This window comes from Streptomyces sp. DG1A-41 (genome assembly GCF_037055355.1).
GTDB lineage: Bacteria > Actinomycetota > Actinomycetes > Streptomycetales > Streptomycetaceae > Streptomyces.
The window spans coordinates 7171673-7187121 of the sequence record NZ_CP146350.1 but is presented as its reverse complement, the minus strand read 5'-3'; the positions used below and the strand labels follow the sequence as shown (position 1 = coordinate 7187121).

The window sequence follows — 15449 nt, the reverse complement described above, 5'->3', positions numbered from 1 at the left end:
CTGACAGGCAGCCGGGTCGGGTCAGTCCAGACCCGCCGACTTCAGCCACGCCTTGGCCACGTCCAGCGGGTCCTTCTTCTGGAGCTGCACCTGTGCGTCCAGGTCGAGGAGGGCCTTCGTGTCGAGCTTGGCCGAGACCGCGTCGAGTGCCTCGACGCCCTCCTTGGACAGCTCGCCCTTGCGGACCAGCGGCTGCACGTTCTGGAAGCCGAAGAGGTTCTCGGGGTCCTTCAGGACGACGAACTTCTCCCGGGCGATGGTCGGGTCGGTGGTGAAGACGTCCGCGGCCTGCACGGTGTTGTTCTTCAGCGCCGTCTGGGTCAGCGGCCCGCCCGCGTCGAGGGACTTGAAGGACTTGAACTCAAGCCCGTACACCGACTTCAGGCCCACCAAACCCTGGTGCCGGGTCTGGAACTCCGGGGAGCCGCCGAACACCAGGTCCTTGGCGATGCCCTTGAGGTCGGCGATGGAGGAGTCCGAGGTGAGCTGGTACTTCTTCGCGGTCTGAGCGTTGAGGGTCACGGAGTCCTTGTTCTGCGCGGCCGACGGCTTCAGCAGTTCCAGCTTGGAGTCGAGCTTGCCGTTGATCGCGGTCGTGGTCTCCTCGACCGTCTTCGGCTTGGCCTTGGCGTCGAGGTAGGCCAGCAGGGAGCCGTTGTACTCCGGCAGCACGGTGATGGTGCCGTTCTTCATCAGGCCGTACGTGGTCTCACGGCTGCCGATGTTGGGCTTGTAAGTGACCTTGATGCCCTTGGCCTTGAGGGCCTCGCCGTAGATGTCGGCGAGCAGGATGCTCTCGGCGAAGTTGTTGGAGCCGACCACGACGGTGCCGCTCTGCGCTCCGCCGCCCTTGAGCGGGTCGTCGGAGGTGCCGCCGGAGGAACAGCCTCCGAGAAGAGCTGCCGTCGCGGCGAGCGCGACTGCGGCCGCGCCGGGGTGCCTCGTGATGGACCGGGTGCTGCTCTTCGCCGTAGTAATCACCCATTGATCCAAGCCAGCCGTTATTCGGTCAGTCAAGAGCAGCCTGGTTACAATCGGCGTCGATCTGCGGCGGATTGAGCCGCTCTGCCTCTCATCTTCTGCGCACCCCGGGCGACACCGTGACCCGCGCGACCGCCCAGAACAGCGCGAGCGTGACCAGCGCCAGGACGGCGACCAGCGTCGCGCCGCCCACCACCTTCTCGTAGTCGCGCTGGAAGAGGCCGTCGACGATGTACCGGCCGAGGCCGCCCAGGCTGACGTACGCGGCGATGGTCGCCGTCGACACGATCTGGATGGCCGCCGAGCGCAGGCCGCTCAGGATCAGCGGCAGCGCGACCGGCAGTTCGACCTGGAAGAGGATCCGTGACTCGTGCATGCCCATGCCGCGAGCGGCGTCCACCGGCGAGGGGTCGACGGACCGCATCGCCTCGTAGGTGGTGACGAGGATCGGCGGGACGGCGAGGACGACCAGCGGGATCATCACGGGCAGCATCCCGAACCCCAGCAGGGTCGTCATCAGCACCAGCAGGCCGAAACTGGGCAGGGCCCGCCCGGCGGTGGCGAGCAGGGACAGGGCGTTCCCACCGCGCCCGTAGTGACCGGTGACCAGGCCGACCGGCAGTCCGATCGCGGCGGCGAGGGCGAGCGCCTCCAGGGTGTACCGCACGTGTTCCGCGAGGCGGGCCGGGATGCCGTCGTAGCCGTGCCAGTGGGCGCTGTCGCTGAAGAAGGCGTTGATGAAGTCGAGTACGTTCACCGGGCTGCGTCCTTGAGGGCGGGAGCCTGCTTGCGGCGGGCCGTGCCGCTGGGCATCCAGGGCGTCAGCAGCACGCGCACGAGAACCAGCAGGGCGTCGACGAGGATCGCCAGCAGGGCCGTGGTGATCACGGAATTCCAGGTCAGTTCGGGCCGGTTGTAGATCTGGGCGTCGTGGAGCAGGTTGCCGAGCGCGCCCTGGTTGCCGATCAGCATGCCGACGCTGACCAGGGAGATGCTCGACACGGTCGCCACCCGCAGGCCGGCGACGATCGCCGGGACCGCGATCGGCAACTGCACCTGGAAGTACCGCCGTACGGGTCCAAAGCCCATGGCGGTGGCCGCGGACAGGGTCTCCTGCGGCACCGAGCGCACCCCGTCGACGATCGCCGGCACGAGCACCACCAGGCTGTACACGGCCAGCGGAATCATCACGGTGAGTTCGGTCTGCCCGGTGTAGTCGATGAGGACGACGAAGAACGCCAGCGACGGGATGGCGTACAGCACGGTCGTGACGCCGAGGACCGGCGGGTAGAGCCAGCGGAAGCGCACGCAGAGCTGGGCGATCGGCAGGGCGAGGAGCAGTCCGGCCGCGACGGGCAGCAGGGCCTCCCGCAGGTGCAGTCCGACCAGCCCGATCCAGCTGTGCTGGAGGTCACTCGGGATGTCGAAGAAGTCGTGGAGATAGTCGCTCATCCGGCGACCTTCTCGTCGTCGCGCCCGGCCGCGTGGGCGCTGCGGATCGCCTCGCCGATGGTCTGCTGCGAGACGACGCCGCTCACCCGCCCGCCGGTGTCCACGGCGACGGCCCAGCCGGTCGGCGACAGCACCGCGCAGTCGAGGGCGGCCCGCAGCGAGTCGGTGCCGGACACGAACGGCCGCCCGCAGGACAGCAGTTCCTCCGGCCGGATGTCCCCCGCGAGCAGGTCCCGCGGCTCGCCCCAGCCGAGCGGCCGGCCGTCCGCGTCGGTCACCAGGAGGTAAGGGGCGTCGGGGGCGGCGATCTGGATCTGCTCGGCGGTGGCGTCGAGCGGGATCACCGGGTCGCTCGTCAACTCCAGCCCGGCGGACGGGAAGAACGACAGGCGCCGGATGCCGCGGTCGCCGCCGAGGAAGTCCTCGACGAAGGCGTCGGCGGGGCTGGACAGCAGCTCGGCCGGGGGCGCGTACTGGGCGAGGTGGCCGCCGGTGCGCATCACGGCGACCATCGTGCCGAGCTTGATCGCCTCGTCGATGTCATGGGTGACGAAGACGATGGTCTTGCCCAACTCATCCTGGATGCGCAGCAGTTCGTCCTGGAGTCCCTTGCGCACCACCGGGTCGACCGCCGAGAACGGCTCGTCCATGAGCAGCACCGGCGGGTCGGCGGCGAGGGCCCGGGCCACGCCGACGCGCTGCTGCTGGCCACCGGACAGCTGGTAGGGGTACCGCTTGGCGAGCGCGGCGTCGAGCCCCACGCGCTCCATCAGTTCGGCCGCCCGCGCCCGTGCCTTCTGCTTGCCCCAGCCGAGCATCCGGGGCACGGTCGCGATGTTGTCGACGATGGTGCGGTGCTGGAAGAGGCCGGCGTTCTGGATGACGTAACCCATGGACCGGCGCAGGGTGGTGACGGGCTGCCGCTGGATGTCCTCGCCGTCGAGGAGGATCGTTCCCTCACTCGGTTCGACCATTCTGTTGATCATCCGCAGGGTGGTCGTCTTGCCGCAGCCCGACGGTCCGACGAGGACGGTGATCGAGCGGTCGGGTATCTCCAGCGAGAGCCGGTCTACCGCGACCGTGCCGTCCGGGTACCGCTTGGTGACTGATTCCATCCGTATCAAGGCGCCGAACACCCTTCGGGTTGGCGGAAGCATTGGCCAAGATCGCACGTACCGCTGCCGGAAGAGTCTAGACCTCCTGTGTTGCGTGGCTTCGACGGCCGAGGGGCTCGTTCACCAGATCAGCAGCCCTGCGCCGACCTTCCGGGCATGCGATGGCGATTTCAGCTGTGGGCACCCTGTGAGTCCGCTGATTCTCACGGTCCCCTCAGACTCGGCTCAGGGATCCCCCAGACGCGGCCCTGATCGTCACTGTCATGAACGAAACGAACGCGGGAGGCGTCCGGCGACGGCAGCCGCGTCGGCATCGTCCGCATCCCCGCCCTGCCCCGACGGGCGTGCACCCCGCAGGTGCCGGCCGCGCGCCCCACCCCCGCCGTCCTGCCCGCCGGGGCGAACACCCACTGGAGTACGCGTCATGACGACCCTCGCCCCGCCGCCCCCCGTCCGCGAGGACGGCCCCCGCCACCGGGCCGCACCGCCCGCCGCCGGCGGTGGATTCGCCGCCCGTACGAGGAGGCTGTTCACCGGCGCCCCGGACGACCCTCGCTGGGCCCGCCCCGCCCTGTGGGCGATCCTGGTCCTGGCCACGGTGCTTTATGCCTGGAACCTGTCCTCCATCACCGGCAACACCTTCTACGACGCGGCCGTCTACAGCGGCACCAAGAGCTGGAAGGCGTTCTTCTTCGGCGCGCTGGACGCCGGCAGCTTCATCACGGTCGACAAACCGCCGTTCGCGCTGTGGGTGATGGGCCTGTCCGCCCGCGTCTTCGGTTACGGCACCTGGCAGCTGACCCTGCCGATGGTCACGGTCGGCGTCGGCTCCGTGGCACTGCTGTACCGGCTGGTCAAGCGGGACTTCGGCCCGGTGGCGGCAACGATCACGGCCCTCGCGCTGACGCTCACCCCGATCACGGTCGCCATCAACCGCGACACCAACCCCGACCCGATCCTGGTCTTCCTGATGCTGCTCGGCGCGGCCGCGCTGCTGAAGGCCGTGCGCACCGGGCGGCTGATGCCGCTGGTGTGGGCGGGGGTCGCGATCGGCTTCGCGTTCAACACGAAGATGATGCAGGCGTACGTCGTGCTGCCGGCCTTCTTCCTGGTGTACCTGTGGGCCGCGCCGGGTGGCCTGGGCAGGCGGCTCCGCAACCTCGCCGTCGGCACGGTCGCGCTGGTCGTCTCCAGCGCCTGGTGGATGGTGGTCGTCGACCTGATCCCGGCGTCCTCGCGGCCCTACATCGGCGGCTCCACGGACAACACGGTGTGGGACCTGGTCATCGGCTACAACGGCTTCGGCCGTATCTTCGGAGCGAGTTCGTCGGTCGGCTCGCAGGGCAACGGCGCGAGCTTCGGCGGCGAGGCGGGCCTGTACCGGATGTTCAACGAGATCATGGGCGGGCAGATCTCCTGGCTGATCCCGTTCGCGGTCGTCGCGCTCGTCGGCGGGCTTGTGCTGCGCGGCCGGGCTCCCCGGACGGACGCCCGGCGCGCGGCGCTGATGCTCTGGGGCGGCTGGTTCGCCCTCCACTACCTGACGTTCTCCCTCGCCGAGGGCACCTTCCACCCGTACTACGTCACCGCCATGGCACCCGGCGTCGCGGCCCTGGCCGGTGCGGGCGGCGTGATGCTGTACCGGGCCTTCCGCGACGGATCGGCGGCGAAGTGGGGCTGGGTGCTGCCGGGCGCGGTCGCGGCGAGCACGGTGTGGGCGGTCGTCCTGCTCCAGCGGGTGTCCGGCTCGGGGACGCTGTACACGGTCGCCCAGGTCGTCGCCGGTGTGGCCGGTGCCGCCGCGGTGATCGGGCTGCTGGTCGGGCGGTTCACGAAGCGGCGCCGGCTGGTCGGGGTCGCGGCGGTGGCGGCGATCGTGGCCCTGCTCGCCGGTCCGGCCGCGTACTCGGTGTCGGCGGCGACCTCCAGCACCAACGGCACCAATCCGACGGCCGGTCCGAACAGCGGGGGCGGGATGGGCGGCGGTCAGCGGCCGAGCGGCGTACCGAGCGGCACCAACAGCTCCGGCGGGCAGTCCATGGGCCAGCCGCCGTCCGGCAGCGGCTCCTCGTCCTCCTCGTCGAGCACCGGCACCCGTCAGGCGGGCGGCGGTGGCGGCATGGGCGGCGGCACCCAGGTCACGTCCGACATGATCACATACCTGAAGAAGCACCAGGACGGCGCCACCTGGCTCGTGGCGGTGGCCACCGACCAGACCGCGTCCTCGATCATCCTGGAGTCCGGCGAGCCCGTGATCTCCATGGGCGGCTGGTCCGGCACCGACGACGCGATGACCCTCGCCAAGCTCAAGAGCCTGGTGAAGGCGGGCGAGCTGCACTACATCGTCGTCAGCAGCGACGGCGGGCAGGGCACCAACTCCGAAATCGCCACCTGGGTCAAGAAGCACGGCACCGCCGTGACCGACCACAGCGGCCTGTACCGCCTGGACGCCTCCGACGTCAGCTGAGAGCCAACTCCTGGGCGGGCCGCGCATTTCACCGGCGGCCCGCCCTTCGCCGTCCCCGCGCGGGAACTGGTCGGCACCCTCGCCGAGCGTGAAGTGGCAAACCCACGGGGCGAGTTCGCCTACCCGCTGAGCTCGTCACCGCGACGGTCACGACCGGCCGGAGTGGTGGGATAACCGTTGGCCTGGGACAGGCCGAGTCGGCCACAGTGGCGGCATGAGCATCACCGGCGCCGGGTTCCTGCCCGGCATCGAGCTGTCCAGGGCCCTGTACGAGGAGGCGGTACGGCCGATCCTGCGGGACCACTACCCGGGATTGCGGTACGCGGCCGCCCGTGTGGGGTCCGGCTCGGAGGTACTCGGCTTCGACACCGCACGGTCCGCCGACCACGAGTGGGGTCCGAGGCTGCAGCTCTTCCTCACGGCCGAGGACCGTGCCCGGCACGGCGAGGACATCCGCCGGACCCTGGCGGAACGGCTGCCGAAGCAGGTTCGCGGCTGGCCGACCCACTTCCGGGAGAGCACCGATCCGCTGGACGCGTCCGGTCTCATGGAGCTGACGGACGGCCCGGTCAACCACCGCGTCGACGTGCTGGAGCCGGACGGGTGGCTGTACCGGCAGCTCGGCCTGCGTACGGCCACTGACCGGCCCACCGTGCGCGCGTGGCTGGCCATGCCGCAGCAACGGCTTGCCGAGACCACCGGCGGAGCGGTCTTCCACGACGGGGTCGGCACGCTCACCGAGGTGCGAGGCCGGCTGGCGTGGTATCCGGAGCAGGTGTGGCGGTATCTGCTGGCCTGCCAGTGGCAGCGGATCTCGCAGGAGGAGGCGTTCGTCGGCCGGTGCGCGGAGGTCGGTGACGACATCGGCTCGGCGGTCGTGGCCGCCCGTCTGGTGCGGGACCTGATGCGGCTGTGCCTGCTGCTGGAGCGCCGGTACGCCCCGTACAGCAAGTGGCTCGGCAGCGCCTTCGCACAGACCTCGGCGGCCGAGTCGCTCGCTCCGTCACTGCGCGGCGTCCTTTCCGCGACGGACTACGCGGACCGGGAACGGCATCTCGGCGACGCCTACGAGACCGTCGCCTCCCTGCAGAACGCCTCCGGGCTCATCGACCCGGTGGACCCGAAGCGCCGGCCCTACCACTCGCGCCCCTTCCTGGTCCTGCACGCCGAGCGCTTCTCCCACACGCTGGCGCAGAGCGTCCAGGACCCGGAGCTTCGGCGGTTGCCGCGAGTGGGAGGCGTGGACCAGTGGGCGGACAGCACCGATTTCCTCTGCCGGCCGAACGCGGTCCACGCGGCTGCGGACGCGTTCCGGCGAACCGTGTCGACGTGAGGGCATGAGTCGTGAGGGCATGAGGGGACGCCGGTCAGCCCTCCCGTCCTCCGAGTGGCAGCGACACCGTGAACACGGTCGCGCCCGGCTCGCTGGTCAGCTCGATGCTGCCGCCGTGCGCTCGCACGAGGTCGTTCGCCACCGACAGGCCGAGGCCGCTGCCGCCGCGGTCGCGGCTGCGGGCCTTGTCGACGCGGTAGAAGCGGTCGAAGACCCGGTCCCGGTCGGCGGGCGGGATGCCGGGGCCGGCGTCGGCGACCCGGACCCGGGCGGCGTCCCCCGTGACGGTGGCCGTGATCGAGACCAGCGTGCCGGGCGGGGTGTGCACGGCGGCGTTGGCGAGCAGGTTGTCCAGGACCTGGCGGACGCGCTGCGGGTCCAGGCGCACCTTGAGCGCCCCCGGGCCGGTGGTCACCGTCAGCGGGTGGTCGGGCCGACTGGCCCGGAAGGCGTCGGCGGCCTGCTGGACCAGCTCCACCAGGTCGGCGTCCTCCAGCCGCAGCGGCGCCTCCACCTCCGCCGCGTCCAGCCGGGCGAGCAGCAGCAGGTCGTCCAGGAGGATACCCATCCGGGCGGCCTCGGCCCGCAGCCGGGCCAGGTGCCGGTCGCGTTCCTCGGGGGCGTTGGCGGCGGCGTACTGGAAGAGGTCGGCGTAGCCGCGTACCGACATCAGCGGAGTGCGCAGCTCGTGCGAGGCGTCCGCGACGAACCGGCGCAGCCGCTGCTCGGCCTCCGCGCGCACGGCGAGGGAGTCGTCGATGTGCTCCAGCATCGTGTTGAAGGCGGTCCGCAGCTCGTCCACCTCCGGCCCGCCGTCCCGGCCGTCGGCGCGCAGCGGCAGCCGGGCCGCCGACTCGGTCAGGTCGTGCGAGGCGATGCCGTGCGCGGTGGACGCCATGTCGCTGAGCGGCTTCAGCCCGCGGCGCAGCATGCGGCGGCCGAAGACCACCAGCGCGAGGAGCGCGAGCGCGAAGGTGACGACCTGGATGGTGATCAGCTGCCCGACCGTGTCCTCGATGTCCGCCATGGGCGCGGCGCTCACCAGGACCACCCCGGGCTCGACCTCGCAGGCGCGCAGCCGGTAGGTGCCCGCGCCCTTGAGGTGCTCGGTGCGCAGCAGCTCCGTGTGCGCGGCGGTCTGCGCCGAGGCCAGGGCGGTGAGGTCGTCGACGTCCTCGGGCAGGTCGGCGGGGTCCTCCGGCCTGCGCAGCTCGGGCCTGCCCCCTGAGACGTCGTACACGGCGTAGAACCAGCTGTAGTACTTCTTGCCCGAGAGCGTGCCGTAGTCCGCGATGCTCTTGGACTGGGCGATCTGGGCCTGCGCCAGCTGGGTGTCGAGCTGGGCCGACAGGTAGTCCCGCATGTACGTGGTGAGGGCCGTGCCGACGACGGCGAACACGACCAGCGACAGGGCGCCGAGCCCCAGGGCCAGCCGGGTGCCCAGGCGCATCCCGCGGTAGGCCCGCCGCAGCCGGGCGATCACTCGGAGGCCTGCCGCAGGACGTACCCGAATCCGCGCACGGTGTGGATCAGCGGTGCGCCGCCGTCGTCCGTCTCGTCGAGCTTGCGGCGCAGCCGGCTGATGACCAGCTCGACGACGTTGGAGCGGCCGCCGAAGCCGTACTCCCACACGTGGTCGAGGATCTGCGCCTTGGTGAGCACGGTGGGCGACTTGCGCATCAGGTAGCGCAGCACCTCGTACTCGGTCGGGGTGAGGGACAGCAGTGTGTCGCCGCGCCGCACCTCGCGGGTGTCCTCGTCCATGGTCAGGTCGCCGACCTGGAGCACGGACCGCTGGAAGGCGGGCCCTGCGCTGCGCCGCAGCACGGTGCGCAGCCGGGCCATCAGCTCCTCCACGGCGAACGGCTTGACCAGGTAGTCGTCGCCTCCCCGGGTCAGGCCCGCGACACGGTCGGCGACGCCGTCGCGCGCGGTGAGGAACACCACCGGCACCATCGTGCCGGAGGCGCGCAGCCGGTCCAGGACGCCGAAGCCGTCCACGCCGGGCAGCATCAGGTCGAGCACCACGATGTCCGGGTGGAACTCGGCGGCCCGCTTCAGCGCGTCCTCGCCGGAGTACGCCGTGACCGCCTCCCAGCCCTCGTAGCGGGCGACGGTCGCGACGAGGTCGGCGATGGGCGGGTCGTCGTCGACGACGAGGAGTCGTACTTTTTCCACCCGCTCATAGTGCTTCACGTGTCGTGTGCCGCCATAGCCGCCCGAGCCTTCGCCGCCGGATCGATAAACACTTGAAAGTTGAGCGACAGTATTCCGACAGCTCCCCCGCGCCAAGCTCGGTATCCCAGGATCCGATCAAGGAGCTGCCGATCGTGACGACCCTCCAAGAACCGCCTGCGGCGACCAGCCCGGGCATGCGCCCGGGAGTGGTGGGCCGCACCGGTCTGTACGCGGTTCTGCTCGCCAACGCGGTCGTGGTGACCGTCTTCTTCGTCCAGGCCGGTTTCGCCTCGAACACACTGATCGTGCTGGGGCGGCTGGCGGGGTTGTACGGAGCGCTGCTCATGGCGTTCCAGCTGCTGCTGGTGGCGCGGCTGCCGTGGTTCGACCGGCGGATCGGCATGGACCGTCTGACGTCCTGGCACCGCTGGACGGGCTTCTCGGTGCTGTGGCTGCTGCTGGCGCACGCCGTGTTCATCGTCTTCGGCTACGCCCAGTCCTCGTCCCTGGACCCGGTGAACCAGCTGGTGGATCTCGCGGAGACCGTCGAGGGCGTGCTGCGCGCGATCGTCGCCCTGGCGATCATCATCGTGGTCGGCACGGTCTCGGCCCGCTACGCCCGGCGCCGGCTGGCGTACGAGACCTGGCACTTCATCCACCTGTACACCTACGTCGCGGTGGTGCTGGCGTTCACGCACCAGGTCGCGGCCGGGACGACGTTCGCCTCGTCGTCCGTGGCGACGACGTACTGGTACGCCGTGTGGGGTGTGGCCCTCGCGTCGGTGTTCCTCGGCCGCCTTGTGCTGCCGCTGTGGCGCAACCTCCGCCACCAGCTCCGGGTCACGGCCGTGGTCCCCGAGAACGACGACGTGGTCTCGGTCTACGTCACGGGCCGCGACCTGGACCGGCTGCCCGCCCGGGCCGGACAGTTCTTCCTGTGGCGGTTCCTGACGAAGGACCGCTGGTGGCAGGCCAACCCGTTCTCGCTGTCCGCCGCGCCGGACGGCCGTACCCTGCGCCTGACCGCCAAGCGGGCCGGCGACGGCAGCGCGGCCCTGCGGCACCTGAAGGTCGGCACGCGAGTGTTCGCCGAGGGCCCCTACGGCGCCTTCACCACCCTGCACCGCACCCGCCCGGACGCCCTGCTCATCGCCGGCGGCGTCGGTGTCACCCCGATCCGGGCCCTGCTGGAGGAACTGCACGGCCACGCGGTCGTGATCTACCGGGTGGCCACGGACCAGGACGCCGTCCTCTACGACGAACTGCGCGAACTCGCGCTCGCCAAGGGGGCCGAGCTGCACCTGGTCACCGGGCCGCCCGTGCCCGACCGGCTGGCGCCGCAGGAGCTGGCGCGCATGGTGCCGGACATCACCGGCCGGGACGTGTACCTGTGCGGCCCGCCGCCGATGATGAACGCCGTGCTCGGCAGCCTGCGCGAGCTGGGCGTGCCCAGGACACAGACCCACTTCGAGCGCTTCAGCCTGGCCGGATGACGAGGAGGGATTCGTGAAGCGAGCCATACCCGTCCTCGTCCTGAGCGTCGCGGGCCTGATCCCGGTCTGGCGGTACGCGCCGTCGCACGACACCGGGTCGTCGTCCGCGACCGAGGCCGCGGCGCCCGCGTCGACACCGTCGGCCTCCTCGTCGGGCGGCTCCACGGCCACGGTCGTGTCGGGCTCGACCATCGACACCGAGAAGGGGCCGGTGCAGGTCGAGGTCACCTTCGACGGCGACAGGATCGCCTCGGTGCGGATGCTCCAGCAGCCGAACCATCCGCAGACCACGGCCGCCGTGCCCCAGCTGATCGAGGAGACGCTCCAGGCGCAGAGCGCCGACATCGACACGGTGTCCGGCGCCACGATCACCAGCGACGGCTACAAGGAGTCGCTCCAGGCCGCCATCGACGCGAAGGGCTGACGGCATGCGGCGCGTCGAACACGTCATGGGGTTCCCGGTGTCGGTACGGATCGACGACGAGGGCTTCCCCGAGGCACCGGTGGACGGCCTCTTCGCCTGGCTGCGCGAGGTCGACGCGCGGTTCAGCCCGTTCCGGCCGGACAGCGAGGTGTCGCGGCTGGACCGGGAGGAGGTGCGCGACCCCAGCCCGGCGCTCCGCGAGGTCCTGGACCTGTGCGAGGAGTACCGGATCGCGACCGGCGGCGCCTTCGACGTCCGCCTGCCCGGTCGCGGCCTCGATCCCTGCGCCGTGGTGAAGGGCTGGTCGGTGCAGAAGGGAGCGGAGCTCCTGTCGGCTGCCGGTGCTCGGCGCTTCTGCCTCAACGCGGGCGGCGACGTGATCGCCTCCGGCGGCCCCTGGCGCGTCGGCGTACGCCACCCCGAACACGCCGACCGGCTCTGTACGGTCCTGGACCTCATGGACCGGGCCGTGGCGACCTCCGCCCGCTACGAACGCGGCGACCACATCCTCGACGCCCGCACGGGCCGCCCGGCAACGGGCCTCCTCAGCATGACGGTCGTGGCCCCGACCCTGACCGAGGCGGACACGGTCGCGACGGCGGCGTTCGCCCTGGGCGCCCAGGGCGTCGAGTGGGCGGCGGCCCGCGAGAACTGCGAGGTGTTCGCGGTGGACGCGGACAGGCGCGTGCTGCGGAGCCCGGGGTTTCCGGTGGCCGGGGCGGGGGCCGTCGCGGCGTAGACGAACCCCTCCCCGAACCGGCCGTGTCGCTCTCCCGCCCCTCTCGCTTTCGCTGCCTGACACCCCCGCGTCACACCGGCCGGGCACGTTTCCGAGCGTCCCCCTGACTCGCCCTGCATCGTCCGCCCCGTCCCAGGGCGTGACGCGGAAGGACGACGTACGCCGTGTCCCAGCTTCGGCTCGAAACGCTCCCCGCCCCGCTCCCGGCCGCACCCCGCCGCTCCTCCACCACCGCACGGCTCGTGCGGCCGGCCCTGGCCCTGCTGCCGCTGCTGCTGGTCGGGGGTGGGCCCTGGCCGACCGTCGGGCGGCGTACGAGGGGGCCGCCCGGCTGGTCTCGGCCGACCCCTGGTGGCTGCTCGCCGCGTTCGTCTGCACGTGTCTGACGTGGGTGGCCGCCGCCTGTGTCCGCCAGGGCGCCTTGCCGGAGCGGCTGCCGCCCGGGCTGCTGGTGGCCTCGCAGTTCGCCGCCGGTGCCGCGAACCAGGTGCTGCCGGCGGGCCTCGGCGCGCACGCGGTCACCCTGCGCTTCCTCCAGCGCCGCGGCATCCCCCTGCCCCGGGCCACCGCCTCACTCGCCCTGTACTCCCTGGTCAAACCGGTCGCCAAGACGGTGGTGCTGCTGGCGTTCCTGGTGGCGTTCCCGCACGTGCTGCGGCTCGGCGCGCTCGTCCCGGACGACCGCACGCTGCTCCTCGCGGCGGGCGGCGCGCTGCTCGCGCTCGCCGCGACCGCCGTGACGCTCGTGACCGTACGGGCAGTGCGCCGCCCCGTCCTCGGTTTCCTGCGCACCGCGCTGACCGACGCCCGCGAGCTGCACACCCGGCCCGGCCGGGTGCTCGCCCTGTGGGGCGGAGCGGCCGCCACGCCGCTGCTCCAGGGCAGTGTGATCGCCACGGTCGGCTTCTCGCTCGGGCTGCCGCTGTCCTGGGCGCAGGTGATCCTCGCGCTGCTGGTGGCCGGCACCGCGGTCGGGGCCGTGCCCGCGCCGGGCGGGATCGGCCCCGTGGACGCCGCGCTCGTCTTCACCATGGCCGCGTTCGGCGCCCCGGTGGGCACCGCCACGGCCACCGTCATCGGTTACCGCGTCCTGACGGTGTGGCTCCCTCTCCTGCCGGGCGCCCTCGTCCTGTCGGCCCTCGTGCACCGCAAGGTGCTGTGAGGGCACGCCGGGCGGTCAGCTGTCCGGCAGCAAGTCCGGATCCTCCAGCAGCACCTTCACGTCCCAGGGTCCGAGCGGCACCGCGTCGCCGTATACGGTTTCCGACAGCACGTCCCGCAGGGCGGTGGGTACGGGCACGGGCACGTCCTCCCACGACCAGTTGTGCAGGAAGCGCACGCGGCGGCCGTCCCGGGCGGTCGCCGAGGTGGCCGTGACGCTCGGGTGTGCGGGGCGCCAGGCGCCCTCGGGGGCGTACCGGTCGAACAGGGCCCGGGCGAAGACGGGGTCGGGGACGGTGCCGACGTAGGTGACGCGCCCGGAGCCGTGGCGGTGTGTGGTGACCGCGGGCCAGCGTCCGAAGTGCGGATGCACATACGCCGCCAGCGTCTCGGCGCCCTGTGGCCGCAGTCCGTCCGCCCAGTGCAGGGCGTGCGCGTCGGCCGGGAGGGGGAGGGAGTTCGTGCCGGTGACGGGCAGCGGGTCGCCCAGGTTGCTGAACTCGTCGTACGTCACGCCCGCCGCCTCGGCCAGCCGGCCCGGCTGGAGGCCGGTGCGGGCCCTGGCCTCGGTGTCGGCGTAGCCGGTGCGGGGGCCGAGCACGAGGTGGCCGCCGGCCTCGGCGTAGGCGCGGAGCCGGTCCAGGACGGTGTCGTCGGCGGCGTAGTAGGCGGGGACGACCAGGAGCGGCGGCAGTTCGGCGTCGGGGAGCTGCCCGGGGTGCAGGACGCGCGCCTGGAGCCCGGCGTCGAAGGCACCGCGGTAGAAGGCGTCGAAGATCCTCTCGTACGACCGCTCGTCCGGGCCTCCGTCGGGACCGGCGAGCGGCGGCTGGCCCTGGAGCGCCCACTTGCTGGGCCCGTCGTAGAGGAAGGCCACGTCGGCGTCCGGGGTGAGGGACGCGACGAGGTCCCCCGCCTTCTCCAACTCCCCTCCCAACGCTGCCAGTTCGCGGTAGACGCGGCCGGGTCGCCCGTGGTGCGGGAGGATGCCGCCCCAGTAGGTCTCGGTGCCGAAGTGCAGGGTGTGCCAGTGCCAGTACTCGATCATCGAGGCGCCGCGGGAGATCAGCGCCCAGGCGGCCTGTCGCCACTGGCCGTCGTAGGCGGGGCGGTTGTCCCACGGCCCGCCGATGGCCTGCGCGTTGGTCTCGGTGACCAGGTACGGCTCCTGGCGCGAGGAGTACATGCGGTCGGCGCTGCGGTACAGCGCCCAGGTGCCGTTGGTCGTCCAGTCCTGCCCGGCGCCGCCGGTGTCGGGCAGGGCGAGGGCGTCCTGCATCGTGTAGTACGGGTTGCCCGCGGTGACGTCGAGTCGGTCGGTGAGCCGGTCGTCCTCGACGCCCTGGCGGTCGTAGGAGATGCAGGTCGTGACGAACTGGCCGGGGCGGGCGTACTCGCGCACGAGGTCCGCCTGCCAGGCGATGAACTCGGTGGTGAGCCGGGCCTGGAAGCGCCGCCACGCCAGGTCGTACTGCGGCTGGGCGTTGCCGTCCGGGGTCCACAGGTCGGCCCAGGTGGACAGCCGGTGCGACCAGTAGACCAGGCCCCACTCGCGGTTGAGGGTCTCCACGTCGCCGTACCGATCGCGCAGTTCGTCGGTGAAGCGCTGGAAGACGCCGTGATTGTGGAAGAGGTGCAGGCCCGGTTCGTTGTCGACCTGGAAGCCGATGACCGCCGGGTGGCCGGCGTACCGGCCTACGATCTTGCGGATGATCCGCTCGGCGTGGAAGCGGAAGGCCGGGTGGGTGAAGTCGACCTCCTGCCGGGCGCCCCAGCCGATGCGCTCACCGGTGCGGTGCTCCCCCGCGATCTCCGGGTACTGCCGGGCCAGCCAGGGCGGTACCGCGTACGTGGGCGTCCCGAGGATGACCGAGATCCCCCGCTCGTGGGCGCCGTCCAGGACCGGCTGGAGCCAGTCGAGGTCGAAGCGGCCGTTCTCGGGCTCCCACGTGGACCAGACGGACTCGCCGACCCGGATCACCGAGAAGCGGGCCCCGGCCATCAGGTCGAGGTCGTCCTTGAGGCGCTCGTACGGCTGGTACTCGTGGTAGTACGCGGCGCCGAACAGGACGCGTCGGGGCAGCTTGAACATGCTTCTTCTCCAAC

The 15449-nt window shown here is 71.7% G+C and carries 12 protein-coding genes and 1 pseudogene; 6 read left to right on the top strand and 7 right to left on the bottom strand.

Features of this window, described 5'->3' with window-relative positions; genetic code table 11:
- Positions 1-21 precede the first annotated feature (21 nt).
- From V8690_RS33460 to V8690_RS33445, 4 genes are all read right to left on the bottom strand, one after another.
- Entirely contained in the window at positions 22-978 is a 957-nt protein-coding gene (locus tag V8690_RS33460; RefSeq protein ID WP_338785538.1) for an ABC transporter substrate-binding protein, read from the bottom strand.
- Between the two features lie 94 nt (positions 979-1072).
- Positions 1073-1738 (bottom strand): ABC transporter permease, encoded by a 666-nt coding sequence (locus V8690_RS33455; protein ID WP_338783815.1) that lies wholly within the window; start codon positions 1736-1738, stop codon positions 1073-1075.
- Entirely contained in the window at positions 1735-2433 is a 699-nt protein-coding gene (locus V8690_RS33450) for an ABC transporter permease subunit (protein ID WP_338783814.1), read from the bottom strand. Before V8690_RS33450 ends, V8690_RS33455 begins: the two co-directional genes overlap by 4 nt.
- Positions 2430-3557, bottom strand: coding sequence for an ABC transporter ATP-binding protein (locus V8690_RS33445; protein ID WP_338783813.1), 1128 nt, complete (start codon positions 3555-3557; stop codon positions 2430-2432). Before V8690_RS33445 ends, V8690_RS33450 begins: the two co-directional genes overlap by 4 nt.
- Positions 3558-3972: 415 nt before the next feature.
- Between V8690_RS33445 and V8690_RS33440 the strand changes: the two genes are divergently transcribed.
- A complete protein-coding gene (locus tag V8690_RS33440; RefSeq protein ID WP_338783812.1) occupies positions 3973-6015 on the top strand; it encodes a glycosyltransferase family 39 protein in 2043 nt (680 codons plus the stop codon).
- 214 nt (positions 6016-6229) lie between these two features.
- Entirely contained in the window at positions 6230-7348 is a 1119-nt protein-coding gene (locus V8690_RS33435) for a DUF4037 domain-containing protein (protein ID WP_338783811.1), read from the top strand.
- A 34-nt stretch (positions 7349-7382) separates the two neighbouring features.
- On the opposite strand, the gene V8690_RS33430 is transcribed toward V8690_RS33435, so the two are convergent.
- On the bottom strand, positions 7383-8831 hold the full coding sequence (locus V8690_RS33430; RefSeq protein WP_338783810.1) for a HAMP domain-containing sensor histidine kinase: 1449 nt from the start codon (positions 8829-8831) through the stop codon (positions 7383-7385).
- Positions 8828-9526, bottom strand: coding sequence for a response regulator transcription factor (locus tag V8690_RS33425; protein WP_338783809.1), 699 nt, complete (start codon positions 9524-9526; stop codon positions 8828-8830). The genes V8690_RS33430 and V8690_RS33425 overlap by 4 nt, the downstream gene beginning before the upstream one ends.
- Before the next feature lie 152 nt (positions 9527-9678).
- On the opposite strand from V8690_RS33425, the gene V8690_RS33420 reads away from it, so the two are divergent.
- From V8690_RS33420 to V8690_RS33405, 4 genes and pseudogenes are all read left to right on the top strand, one after another.
- The gene (locus tag V8690_RS33420; protein WP_338783808.1) at positions 9679-11019 is read left to right on the top strand and encodes a ferredoxin reductase family protein; all 1341 of its coding nucleotides are present in this window, start codon (positions 9679-9681) and stop codon (positions 11017-11019) included.
- A gap of 13 nt (positions 11020-11032) precedes the next feature.
- Positions 11033-11443, top strand: a complete 411-nt coding sequence (locus tag V8690_RS33415) for an FMN-binding protein (RefSeq protein ID WP_338783807.1) — start codon at positions 11033-11035, stop codon at positions 11441-11443.
- Between the two features lie 4 nt (positions 11444-11447).
- Positions 11448-12182: an FAD:protein FMN transferase gene (locus V8690_RS33410; protein WP_338783806.1), complete on the top strand. Its 735-nt coding sequence runs from the start codon at positions 11448-11450 to the stop codon at positions 12180-12182.
- Between the two features lie 164 nt (positions 12183-12346).
- Positions 12347-13344: pseudogene (locus V8690_RS33405) on the top strand (lysylphosphatidylglycerol synthase transmembrane domain-containing protein).
- A 15-nt stretch (positions 13345-13359) separates the two neighbouring features.
- Here the strand turns inward: V8690_RS33405 and V8690_RS33400 are convergent.
- The gene (locus tag V8690_RS33400; RefSeq protein WP_338783805.1) at positions 13360-15435 is read right to left on the bottom strand and encodes a beta-galactosidase; all 2076 of its coding nucleotides are present in this window, start codon (positions 15433-15435) and stop codon (positions 13360-13362) included.
- Positions 15436-15449 lie beyond the last annotated feature (14 nt).

What these genes read in the sequence shown, in the direction of transcription:
- V8690_RS33450 (WP_338783814.1), bottom strand. Translation starts at nt 2,433, where the DNA reads ATGAGCGACTATCTCCACGACTTCTTCGACATCCCGAGTGACCTCCAG.
- V8690_RS33440 (WP_338783812.1), top strand. Translation starts at nt 3,973, where the DNA reads ATGACGACCCTCGCCCCGCCGCCCCCCGTCCGCGAGGACGGCCCCCGC.
- V8690_RS33435 (WP_338783811.1), top strand. Translation starts at nt 6,230, where the DNA reads ATGAGCATCACCGGCGCCGGGTTCCTGCCCGGCATCGAGCTGTCCAGG.
- V8690_RS33410 (WP_338783806.1), top strand. Translation starts at nt 11,448, where the DNA reads ATGCGGCGCGTCGAACACGTCATGGGGTTCCCGGTGTCGGTACGGATC.
- V8690_RS33400 (WP_338783805.1), bottom strand. Translation starts at nt 15,435, where the DNA reads ATGTTCAAGCTGCCCCGACGCGTCCTGTTCGGCGCCGCGTACTACCAC.